Source organism: Virgifigura deserti (assembly GCA_003576685.1).
Lineage (GTDB): Bacteria > Pseudomonadota > Alphaproteobacteria > Dongiales > Dongiaceae > Virgifigura > Virgifigura deserti.
This window is the reverse complement of record QOZR01000007.1, coordinates 164,200-175,630: the sequence shown is the minus strand read 5'-3', so window position 1 is coordinate 175,630 and position 11,431 is coordinate 164,200. Positions and strand designations below refer to the sequence as shown.

Below are 11,431 nucleotides of genomic sequence, written 5' to 3'. Positions count from 1 at the left end.
GGCGGCGGAAGCGGTTGCCTGCGGAGCCTGGTCATGCCTATCATCCGGCCCGGCCGGCGGTCAATCGCGCCTCGCCGGCTTTCGTCCCAAATACCGGAAATGGCCGGCGCTGGAAAAGAGTGACAATGGAACCTGTCGAGACCCTGCATGTGGACACCGAGGTGGTCGGCTGCGACGGCGGCGGCGGCGCCCTCGGGCATCCGCTCGTCTATCTCAATATCGGGAAGGAACGGCGGATCGACTGCCCCTATTGCGGCCGCCGGTTCATTCTCGACCGTCCCGCGTCCGTCGCGTCCGGTCACTGATTACGAACTCCGGCGCCCGGCCTACGGCGCCAAAATGCCATAGTCTCGAATGCTATAGTCTCGACAGGGCGGCTCGCGTCTTGCATGCTGCCGCTTCGTCGAGAGTCTGGGGCGACAGCAGTTTTCCGCAAGCATGACCGCAGCACCCGCCGTATCGCCGCCTCGGCACGTCTATCTCGTGGACGGGTCGGGCTACATCTTCCGGGCCTATCACGCCCTGCCGCCGCTGACGCGCGCGGACGGGACGCCGGTCAACGCGGTCCTCGGCTTCACCAACATGCTGATGAAGCTGATCGCGGAGACCGACGCCGACCATATCGCCGTGATCTTCGATGCGGGACGGGAGAGCTTCCGCAACCAGATCTATCCGGCTTATAAGGCGCATCGTCCGGACGCACCGGCGGAGCTGGTCCCGCAGTTCGCCCTGATCCGCGAGGCCACGCGCGCCTTCAACGTCTCCTGCATCGAACTCGCGGGATATGAGGCTGACGACCTGATCGCGACCTATGCGCGCCAAGCGGCCGCCGGGGGAGCGCGGGTGACCGTCGTCTCCTCGGACAAGGACCTGATGCAGCTGGTCGGCGACGGCATCATCATGCTCGATCCGATCAAGAACCGCCCGATCGGGCCGGACCAGGTGCGGGAGAAGTTCGGCGTCGGACCGGAGAAGGTGATCGACGTCCAGGCGCTCGCCGGTGATGCGACGGACAATGTCCCGGGCGTTCCGGGGATCGGCGTCAAGACGGCGGCCGACCTGATCACCAATTATGGCGATCTCGACACGCTGCTGGCGCGCGCGGGCGAGATCAAGCAGCCGAAGCGGCGCGAAACCCTGCTGCAGAACGCTGAGCAGGCCCGAATCAGCCGTGAGCTGGTGCGGCTTCGCGACGACGTGCCCGTCGAGGAGGCGCTCGAGACCTTCATCCGGCGCGAGCCGGACTCGGAAACCCTGCTGGCGTTCCTGCGCGAGAACCAGTTCCGCGCGCTGGTCACGCGGGTGGAGAACCGGTTGGCCGCCGCCGGACGGATCGCCGACGGCGAGACGGCGGCAACCAAGCAGGGCGCCGAGCCCGCCTTGGCGGAGCCTACCCCGCCCGCCGCCGTTCTATCCGTCGTCAGCACCAGCTACGAGCTGGTCCAGGACCTCGCGGCTCTTGATGACTGGGTTGCGCGGGCGACGGCGGCCGGTGTGGTCGCGGTCGATACCGAGACCAACGGGCTCGATGCCCTTCGCTGCGAGCTTGTCGGCGTGTCGCTGTCGGTCGAACCGGGGCGGGCCTGCTACATTCCGATCGGCCACAAGACGAATGGCGGGAACGGGCAGGGGACGCTCGATTTCGGTCGCGATGATGCGAAAGGCAAGGGCGAGGGGGTGCCCAGCCTGGTCGCCGGTCAGCTCCCGCGCGACGAGGTCCTGGGCCGGCTGAAGCCGCTTCTGGAGAACCCCGGTATCCTGAAGGTGGGCCAGAACATCAAGTTCGACATGATCGTGCTCGGCCGCGCCGGCCTCGCGGTCGCGCCGATCGACGACACCATGCAGATCTCCTATGCGCTCGAAGCCGGCGCCCATGGCCACGGCATGGACGAGCTGGCGACGATCTATCTCGATCACCAGACGATCAAGTTCACCGAGGTGGCCGGCACCGGCCGGGCGAAGGTGACCTTCGACTATGTTCCGCTCGACAAGGCCCGCGACTATGCCGCCGAGGACGCCGACATCACCCTCCGGCTGCATCGGTTGTTGAAGCCGCGACTGGTCCAGGAGCGGATGCTCACGCTCTACGAAACCATCGAGCGGCCGCTGATTCCGGTGGTGGCGGAGATGGAGCAAGCAGGGATCAAGGTCGATCAGCAGGTGCTCCGTCGTCTTTCCGCAGAGTTCGCCGAGCGCCTGACCGAGCTCGAGACCGAAATTCACAAGCTGGCCGGACGCCCCTTCAATGTCGGCTCGCCAAAGCAGCTCGGCGAAGTGCTGTTCGACGAGATGGGTCTGTCCGGCGGGAAGAAAGGCAAGACCGGCGCCTATGCCACCGGCGCCGACCGGCTCGAGGAGCTGGCCGCCCAGGGCCACGACCTGCCGGCCCGCGTGCTCGATTGGCGCCAGCTCTCGAAGCTGAAGAGCACCTATGCCGATGCGCTGGTGGCCCAGACCAACCCCGAGACGGGACGGGTTCATACCTCGCTCTCGCTCGCGGTCGCCTCGACCGGCCGCCTGAGCTCGACCGATCCGAATCTGCAGAACATCCCGATCCGGACCGAGGAGGGACGGAAGATCCGCCGCGCCTTCATCGCCGAGGCGGGCGACAAGCTGCTGTCCGTGGACTATTCGCAGATCGAGCTGCGGCTCGCCGCGCATATGGCGGAGATCCCGGCGCTGAAGGAGGCGTTCCGGAACGGCGCCGACATCCATGCGATCACCGCCAGCCAGATCTTCGGCGTGCCGGTGGACGGCATGGACCCGATGATCCGGCGCCGGGCGAAGGCGATCAATTTCGGCATCATCTACGGCATCAGTCCGTTCGGCCTGGCGCAGCAGCTCGGAATCCCCCAAGGCGAAGCCAAGGCTTATATCGAGGCTTATTTCGCCCGCTATCCGGGCATTCGCGATTATATGGAACGAACCAAGAAACTGGCGCGCGAAACCGGCTATGTGACCACCCTGTTCGGCCGGCGCTGCTACCTGCCGGGGATCAATGACAAGAACCCGGCCCGGCGCAGCTTCATGGAGCGGGCGGCGATCAACGCGCCGTTGCAGGGCACGGCCGCCGACATCATCAAGCGGGCGATGATCCGCGTGCCGCCGGCCCTGGCCAGCGCCGGCCTGAAGGCGCGCATGCTGCTGCAGGTCCATGACGAGCTGCTGTTCGAGGTGCCGGACGCCGAGGTCGAGCGGACGGCGGCCCTGGTCCGCCGCGTCATGGAGCAGGCGACCCTGCCGGTTCTCGAGCTGTCGGTCCCGCTCGTCGCAGAGGCCGGCATCGGCGATAATTGGGCGGAAGCTCATTAATAAACGTTAATAAAGTGTAAGCAGGAATCGACTGATGCCATGGGGCGGGCAGTCAATCCTGACGTCTGTTCTGTCGCCACAAATTTGCCACTGGATGATTTCGGCTACGAAGATCATGTCTTCGGGAGCTTGATTTTCAGGGGTTTCTAATGCGGCGACTCGTTTCTTGCTCCATGGCGGTAATGCTTTTCGGCCTAGCCGGCTGCTCCAACCTGAGCTCGAAAGAGCAAACGATGCTCAGCGGCGGTGCGATCGGCGCCGGCGCGGGTGCCGTCGTCGGGGCGCTCACGGGATTGAGCGTCGGCGCGGGCGTGGCGATCGGCGCGGCGGCCGGCGTTGCCACCGGCTATATCATCGAGGAGAAGAAATAGGCGCGCCCGGTTGCGCCGTTCGGCCACCAATTTGCCACAAGTCCGTCTTTGCATTTGGAGGCATAGTTCCTGGGCGAGACGTGGCTTCCGTCGAGCAACCCAGTTCCCCAGAAGGTCCTCTACCTGACGCATGTGACCGGCCCACGGGCCGGTCACTTTTTGTTTCAGGATAGCGGCTTGTCTCAGGGTAGTGGCCGGGAGCGGGCCTCTCGCGTCAGCCGGACAAGCTCGGCGCGGGCCGCATCGGCATCGCCCACGATCGTCGCGAACCGCGCTCGCGCGACGGTGCCTTCGCGGCGGAGGTCGCAGCCTTCCGGGTCGATGCCGGTCATGCGCCAAGCCGTTCCGGCGTGGCCGAGCAGCCGCGTCGCGATCAGGTCGAGGGCGTCGGGGTGATCGGTATTCATGTGGTCGAGGATATCGCGCTCGCGATCGGCCAGCGCCGCCGTCGCGCGCGTGTCGAAGAGGAGATCCTCCCGCGCGATCCAGTCGATCCGGCCGAAACCGGCGACCATATGGGCGCGGCTCACGGCGACCCGGTAGAGGTTGAAATCGGCGAAGCCAGCATAAAGCGCGGCGCTCGGATGGCGGGCCAGGAAGCGGGCCCGCTGACCGGGGTCGGTCGATCTCTCGGCGGTGCCGAGCACCGTGACGCGTGGTCCGGTCAAGGGATCGGGACGGTCACCGGTGCCGTCGAACAGCAGCGCCACGCGTCGGTCGGCGGCGATGTTGCGGCTGTGCTCGGCGAGATCGGAGAGCAGCAGCAGCGGCGTTCCATCCTGATCCGCCGCGACCAGCACGAGCGAGGCGTAGGGCCAGCCGGCCGCATCCGCCTCGCGGTCTTCGAGTCGGGTCGCCAGCGTCGCGCGGTCAAGGTCGCGCAGGAGGTGTCGGGCTGCCGCTCCGACAGAGGGATCTTGCGACATAATGCCCCAATCTCCGGCAATCCCGGCCACCCGTCAATCGTCGGCGCCGACATCGCGTCATAATCGCTTGTCATCTCGGTCCCTTATAGGGATTCTTCGCATATGAGGGCGGGGGGAGAACGAGACCATGCCGCAAACCATCGCGCTGGTCGATGACGACCAGAATATTCTCACTTCAGTCGCCATGGTGCTGGAGGCCGAGGGATTCACCGTGCGTGTCTATACCGACGGCGCCGAGGCCTTGCGGGCGATGACCGCGACTCCGGTGGATCTCGCGGTGCTCGACATCAAGATGCCGCGGATGGATGGGATGGAGCTGCTCGAGCGGTTGCGCCGCCACAGCGATCTGCCCGTGATCTTCCTGACGTCGAAGGATGACGAGGTGGACGAGCTGATGGGCCTGCGCATGGGCGCGGACGACTATATCAAGAAACCGTTCTCGCAGCGGCTGCTGATCGAGCGGATCCGGACCTTGCTGCGCCGCGAGACGCTGGTGCGCGAAAGTTCCGCGGAGCCCGCCAGCGGCGACGTGGTCGCCCGCGGCGAGCTGATGCTCGATTCAGCGCGTCATCTCTGCACCTGGAAGGGCCAGGCGGTGGACCTCACCGTCACCGAGTTCCTGCTGCTGAAGTCTCTGGCGACGCGTCCGGGGCATGTCAAGAGTCGCGATCAGCTCATGGATGCCGCCTATGGTGAGCATATCTATGTCGACGACCGGACCATCGATAGCCATATCAAGCGGCTGCGCAAGAAGTTCAAAACGGTGGATTCCGACTTCGCCCAGATCGAAACCCTCTATGGTGTCGGATATCGCTATCGGGACCGATAGCACGCATCCGACGCGACGCGGGGTCGCGATAGGAGCATGAGTGCTGACATCAATCTCGGGTTTGGTCGGTTCGGGTTTGGCCGGCGTGCCACAAACCCGGCCGAACGCCCATCAAGTGACCGCCCGGCTGACCACCAGGGCGACAGGCCAGTGGCCGCGAAGGAGGACGTGAAGACGCGGGAAGGACGCCGCGGCCGGCTGTCGCCGCTGACGCGTCGCATCCTGGCGGTGAACATTGTGGCCATCGCGATTCCGATCGTGGGCCTCCTCTATGTCGATGAGTATCGCGACAATCTGGTCACCGCCGAGCTGGAAGCGCTGCGCACCGAGGCCGAGTTGATCGCCGGGGCGCTCGGCACGAGCGGCGTGGTGATCGGACCGTATGGCGAGGAGCGCCTGTTGCCGGAGACGACGCGCCATACGGTGCGGCGTCTGGTCGAAACCTCGGCGCGGCGCGCCCGCTTGTTCGACCGCGAGGGCACGCTGCTCGCCGACAGCTTCCGGCTTGCCGGGCCGGGCGGCCAGGTCGAAATTGAAATCCTGAAACCGCTGGCCCCGAACGACCCGCTGATCGCCTTCGTGACCGACCTTTACGACTGGGTCGTGGATCTGTTGCCCAATGGCCGCGCCCTGCCGCTCTATCGGGAACCGGCCGAACAACACGCTACCGACTATCCCACGGCGGTGCGCGCCATGTCCGGCGAGCCCGCCAAGGCCGTGCACAGCGACGGCGCCGGCGGAATGATCCTCAGCGTCGCTGTCCCGGTAACACGGGTCAAGCAGGTGCTGGGCGTGCTCCTGCTGTCGACCAACGGGCAGGGAGTCGAGGAGTCGATCCGTGCGATCCGGTTCGAGATTCTGAAGATCTTCGGCGTGGCCTTGGCGGTAACCGTGCTGCTGTCGATCTATCTTGCCGGCACGATCGCCCGGCCGATCCACCGGTTGGCCGACGCGGCCGACAGGGTGCGTCGCGGCAAGGGGCGGCAGACGACGATCCCCGATTTCAGCCGCCGCGGCGACGAGATTGGCGATCTGTCGGCGTCGCTCCGCGACATGACCGAGGCCTTATGGCAGCGGATCGACGCCATCGACCGGTTCGCCGCCGACGTCGCGCACGAGATCAAGAACCCGCTGACGTCGCTCCGCAGCGCGATCGAGACCGCGGCGCGCATCGAGGATCCGCAGCAGCAGCGCAAGCTGATGTCGATCGTCATGGACGACGTGCAGCGGCTTGACCGTTTGATCAGCGACATTTCCGAGGCCTCGCGACTGGACGCCGAACTGTCGCGGGGCGAGACCGGCCCCGTCGATTTGGGTCAGGTGCTGGCGACGCTCGCCGAAGTGCATCGCGCGACCAGCCGCGGCGGCGGCCCGCATCTGGAACTCGACGTGGCGAGCCACCAGGATCTCGATGTCCACGGCATCGAGGGGCGGCTGGTCCAGGTGCTGCGCAACCTGATCAGCAACGCGATCTCGTTCAGCCCGCCCGATGGCGTGATCCGGCTCAGCGCCATGCGCGCGGGCAACGCTGTCCGCGTCACCATTGCCGACCAGGGGCCCGGCATTCCGCCCGATAAGCTGACGGCGATCTTCGATCGGTTCTACACGGAGCGGCCGGCCGGCGAGAAGTTCGGCACCCATTCCGGTCTCGGCCTCAGCATTTCGAAGCAGATCGTCGAGGCCTATGGCGGAACCATCATGGCGGAAAACCGAAAGGATGCCGCGGGTAACATCGTCGGCGCCCAGTTCACCGTCTCGCTGCCGGCGCGATGATGCGGGAGGCGGCAGCGGATCTGCGTGTCCACGGCAGTTGCGTCGCCCTCGACGGTGTCGGCGTGCTGCTTCGCGGCCCTTCCGGTAGCGGCAAGTCCGATCTTGCCTTGCGGCTGATCGACGGCGGGGCGGTCCTGATCGCCGACGATTTGACGGAGCTGACGCGGCGCGGAGATGCGGTGTTCGCCAGCTTTCCGGCACGCGCGGCACCCGAGACGCGCGGGCATCTGGAGGTCCGCGGCCTTGGCATCCTGCCCGTGCCGAGCCTGCCCGAAGCCCCGCTGCGCCTGGTTTTCGACCTCGCGCCCGGCATGCCGATCGAGCGCTTGCCGATTCTGCCGGCGCAGGATTATCTCGGCGTGATGTTGCCGGTCATCGCGCTCGACCCCTTCGCCGCCTCGGCTGCCGCCAAGATTCGCCTTGCCGCTCGAGAACTGGCAGCCTGGTCGCGTGGTGCGCGCATTGCATGATTTAGCGCGCCAAATCAAAAGCTTGTAGTTTGATTCGGCGAATGAACGGAAATCATTCATTGGCATCGAGCCACGGGCGGAGGTTATAATACGGCTCAAATGATTACGACAGACAAGCCGACGGTTGCCGGACTGCCGTCAGGCCCGGTTGACCCATCGCCGACGCCGGACGAGTCTGTCACGGGCCGGCCAAGGGTCCTCCTGGTTACGGGACTTTCCGGTGCCGGGCACACCACCGCCCTGAAGATTCTCGAGGATATCGGCTATGAGGCGGTCGATAACCTGCCGTTGTCCTTGCTCAATGGCGTGACGCGCGGCGGCAACAATTTTGCCCGGCCGATCGCCATCGGCGTCGATAGCCGGACCCGGGACTTCACCGCGGATGCGCTCGCCGACCAGCTCAACCGGCTGCAGGCGGACCCCGGCCTGGATGTGCGGCTGATCTTCCTGACCTGCAGCGACGAGATCCTTCGCCGTCGCTTCACCGAGACGCGGCGCCGGCATCCGCTCGCGCTCGATCGGCCGGTCGATGACGGCATCCGCAAGGAACGGCTGCTGCTGGCGCCACTGCGGGAGCGCGCCGATCTGGTGATCGATACGACGGATCTGGCGATCAACGATCTGCGGCGCCTGCTTCGCGGTCATTTCGCGCTCGATCAGAAGCCGACGGCGTCGATCGCGGTGGTTTCCTTCTCCTATCGGCATGGCCTCCCGCGCGAAGCGGACCTGGTCTTCGACGTCCGGTTCTTGCGCAACCCCCACTATGTGCCCTCGATGCGCGATCTCACCGGGAAGGACGCGGCGGTCGGCCGTTTCGTCGAGACCGATCCCGCCTTTCAGCCGTTCTTCGAGTCGATCACCGGCCTGCTTCTGCCGCTGATGCCCTGCTTCGAACGCGAAGGGAAGAGCTATCTTACCATTGCCGTCGGCTGTACCGGCGGCCGGCATCGCTCGGTCTTCACGGCGGAGCGCCTGGCGGAGTGGTTGCGTGGCCAAGGCCTGGAGGTCAGTGTACGTCATCGCGACATGGCGCGGGTCGCTGTCGAGGAAGCCTGATGGCGGAACGATAATAAGAGCTACTGGGGGACGACGGATGATCGGAATGGTTCTGGTTACCCACGGGCGCTTGGCGGCGGAATTCATCGCCGCGCTCGAGCATGTCGTCGGCAAGCAGGAGCGCGTTGCCGCGGTCTGCATCGGCCCGGACGACGATATGGAGCAGCGGCGGCGCGATATTCTGGACAGCATCGCCGCTGTCGATGGAGGCAACGGCGTGGTTCTCCTCACCGACATGTTCGGCGGAACGCCGTCCAACCTGGCGATATCGGTCCTCGACCGGGCGAATGTCGAGGTGATCGCCGGAGTCAATCTGCCGATGCTGATCAAGCTCGCCAGCCTGCGCGGCGAGGAGACGCTGGCCAACGCGGTCTCCGCAGCGCAAGAGGCGGGACGCAAATACATCAACGTCGCCTCGCAGCTGCTCGCGGACACCGGCAGCTAGGTTGATGTCCCGTCGCCAACGCGGGACACCGGGCTGAACATAGGCTAATAATCGCCTGAACATCGGAGCAGACGGCGGGGCAGACGGGTTGAGCGGAAGCAACGAGGCGGCGGCACCGGGTGCGACGGCGAGTCGTCTCGTCACGATCCGGAATCAGCGCGGCCTGCATGCGCGGGCCGCCGCGAAGCTGGTCAAGCTCGCCGATCAGTTCGACGCCGAGGTTACGGTCGTGAAGGGCGACATGGTCGTGTCCGGCCGATCGATCATGGGGCTTATGATGCTGGCCGCCGGGCCGGGCTCGGAAATCGGCCTGCGGGCGACCGGCATGCAGGCCGAGGCTGCGCTGACCGCCATCGCTGCGTTGATTGCTGGCAAGTTCGATGAAGACTGAGGGCAAGAGTTCGCTGCACCAGGCTCCCTCCGCCAGCCCGTCGAAGGCCGAGAAGATCATCGACGGGCTTGCCGTCGCGCCGGGGATCGCGATCGGGGCGGCTCACCTCGTCGAGTCCGGAGCGGTCCACGTACCGGAATATCGGATCGAGCCCGAGGCCGTGGAAGCGGAGCGGCACCGTTTCGCCGAGGCGTTGGCCGCCGCCCAACAGCAGATCCGCAAGATCAAGGCAAAGGCTGCAACGCTGCAGGGCGCCGCGGCCGAAGAGATCGGCTTTCTGCTCGACGCCCATCTCCAGATGCTGACCGGCTCACGCGTAGTGCGCGGGGTCGATCGGCGGATCGCCGAAGAGCGGCTCAATGCCGAAGCCGCCGTCCAGGCCGAGGTCACTCAGGTGGCACAGGATTTCGCCGCGCTCGGGGATGCCTATTTGGCGGCGCGCGCCGACGATGTCCGCGAGGTGGGGGATCGCCTGATCCGCAATCTGACCCAGACGCCCTATCAGGCCTTCTCGAGATTGCCGGAAGGCAGCATCCTTCTCGCGGAGGAGCTGACGCCGGCCGACACGGCGCTGATGGATCCACGGCGGATCGGCGGCTTCGCGACGGTTCTCGGTGGTCCCGAAAGCCACACGGCGATCATGGCGCGTTCGCTCGGCCTGCCGGCGGTGCTCGGGGTGGCGGGCCTGATCGGGGCGGTCAAGACGGGCGACCCGGTCATTATCGACGGCACGATGGGGCGGATCGTCATCCACCCGACGACCGAGACGCTCAAGGAGTACGAGCGCCGCCGAGCGGAGATCGCCCGGGTCGAACGCCAGCTCGCACGGTTCAAGGACCTGCCGGCGGTGACCCGCGACGGCACGTCGGTCTCCTTGCAGGCCAATCTCGAGCTGCCGCGCGAGCTGGAAATGGCGCTCGCGGCCGGCGCCGAGGGCGTCGGCCTGCTGCGCACCGAGTTCCTCTACATGAATCGCGAGGACCTGCCCGAGGAGGAGGAGCAGTATGAGGCGTTCCGCCGCTTGACCGAAGGGCTGGGAGGGCGGCCGATCACGATTCGGACTCTCGACGTCGGCGGCGACAAGCTCGCCTACTCCCTGGGCCATCATATCGGCGTGGGCAACAATCCGGCTCTCGGCCTGCGGGCGATCCGGCTGTCGCTTCGGGAACGCTCCCTGCTCGATGCGCAACTGGCGGCCATGCTCCGCGCCGGCGCTCACGGCCCCGTCCGCATTCTGCTGCCGATGATCTCGTCGGTGGGCGAGGTGCGGCAGGTTCGGGAGATCCTGAAGACGGTCGCCCGTCGCCTCCAGCGCCGGGGCGTGCGGATCGCCGATCCGCTGCCGCCGCTCGGCGTGATGGTCGAGATCCCGGGCGCCGCACTTGCCGCCGACGCCTTGGCTCAGGTCGCCGATTTCTTCGCCATCGGCACTAACGACCTGACCATGTACACGCTGGCGATCGACCGCGGCGAGGAGCAGGTCGCGCATCTGTACAACCCGCTCCATCCGGCCGTTCTGCGACTCCTGCAGTTCGCCACGGAGGCGGGGCTGCGCGCGCGAATCCCGGTCAGCGTCTGTGGCGAGATCGCCGGCGACCCGCGCTACACGCCGCTTCTGCTGGGCCTCGGCATCCGCGACTTGTCGATGGCGGCGACCGCCCTGCCGCGGGTCAAGCAGCGGATCCGCAGCCTTGACTATCAGGCGGCGAATCGGTGCGCGGGGTTCATCATGGAGCAGGCCGATTCGGGCCGGATCGCCGCCCTGCTCGATGACTTCAACACGCTTGCCTGACCCGCTCTCTTTGGCTCCGTAATGCAGGTCCCGAAACCCAGGCTCTTGCCCGCCTTAGGTCCGGCT

11 protein-coding genes are annotated in these 11,431 nt (G+C 66.3%); 10 read left to right on the top strand and 1 reads right to left on the bottom strand.

Annotated elements, in window-relative coordinates; genetic code table 11:
• Window positions 1-125: 125 nt before the first annotated feature.
• From DT069_RS13930 to DT069_RS24965, 3 genes are all read left to right on the top strand, one after another.
• The gene (locus DT069_RS13930; RefSeq protein ID WP_119460914.1) at window positions 126-305 is read left to right on the top strand and encodes a zinc-finger domain-containing protein; all 180 of its coding nucleotides are present in this window, start codon (window positions 126-128) and stop codon (window positions 303-305) included.
• 133 nt (window positions 306-438) lie between these two features.
• Window positions 439-3,312, top strand: coding sequence for a DNA polymerase I (gene polA / locus DT069_RS13925; RefSeq protein ID WP_119460913.1), 2,874 nt, complete (start codon window positions 439-441; stop codon window positions 3,310-3,312).
• A 233-nt stretch (window positions 3,313-3,545) separates the two neighbouring features.
• Window positions 3,546-3,683, top strand: a complete 138-nt coding sequence (locus DT069_RS24965) for a YMGG-like glycine zipper-containing protein (RefSeq protein WP_425450231.1) — start codon at window positions 3,546-3,548, stop codon at window positions 3,681-3,683.
• Between the two features lie 182 nt (window positions 3,684-3,865).
• Here the strand turns inward: DT069_RS24965 and DT069_RS13915 are convergent, their stop codons facing one another.
• Window positions 3,866-4,609 (bottom strand): HugZ family pyridoxamine 5'-phosphate oxidase, encoded by a 744-nt coding sequence (locus DT069_RS13915; protein WP_119460911.1) that lies wholly within the window; start codon window positions 4,607-4,609, stop codon window positions 3,866-3,868.
• 127 nt (window positions 4,610-4,736) lie between these two features.
• On the opposite strand from DT069_RS13915, the gene DT069_RS13910 reads away from it, so the two are divergent.
• The 7 genes from DT069_RS13910 to ptsP all read left to right on the top strand — a co-directional run bounded on the left by DT069_RS13910 (window position 4,737) and on the right by ptsP (window position 11,365).
• Entirely contained in the window at window positions 4,737-5,438 is a 702-nt protein-coding gene (locus DT069_RS13910) for a response regulator (RefSeq protein WP_119460910.1), read from the top strand.
• Between the two features lie 150 nt (window positions 5,439-5,588).
• Window positions 5,589-7,211, top strand: coding sequence for a stimulus-sensing domain-containing protein (locus DT069_RS13905; RefSeq protein ID WP_425450230.1), 1,623 nt, complete (start codon window positions 5,589-5,591; stop codon window positions 7,209-7,211).
• Entirely contained in the window at window positions 7,208-7,681 is a 474-nt protein-coding gene (locus tag DT069_RS13900) for an HPr kinase/phosphorylase (RefSeq protein ID WP_162913189.1), read from the top strand. The genes DT069_RS13905 and DT069_RS13900 overlap by 4 nt, the downstream gene beginning before the upstream one ends.
• Window positions 7,682-7,780: 99 nt before the next feature.
• Window positions 7,781-8,737, top strand: a complete 957-nt coding sequence (gene rapZ / locus DT069_RS13895; RefSeq protein WP_119460907.1) for an RNase adapter RapZ — start codon at window positions 7,781-7,783, stop codon at window positions 8,735-8,737.
• Between the two features lie 37 nt (window positions 8,738-8,774).
• Entirely contained in the window at window positions 8,775-9,182 is a 408-nt protein-coding gene (locus DT069_RS13890; protein ID WP_119460906.1) for a PTS sugar transporter subunit IIA, read from the top strand.
• 88 nt (window positions 9,183-9,270) lie between these two features.
• Window positions 9,271-9,573, top strand: coding sequence for an HPr family phosphocarrier protein (locus DT069_RS13885; protein WP_119460905.1), 303 nt, complete (start codon window positions 9,271-9,273; stop codon window positions 9,571-9,573).
• On the top strand, window positions 9,563-11,365 hold the full coding sequence (gene ptsP / locus DT069_RS13880; protein ID WP_119460904.1) for a phosphoenolpyruvate--protein phosphotransferase: 1,803 nt from the start codon (window positions 9,563-9,565) through the stop codon (window positions 11,363-11,365). The genes DT069_RS13885 and ptsP overlap by 11 nt, the downstream gene beginning before the upstream one ends.
• The last annotated feature ends 66 nt before the right edge of the window (window positions 11,366-11,431 follow it).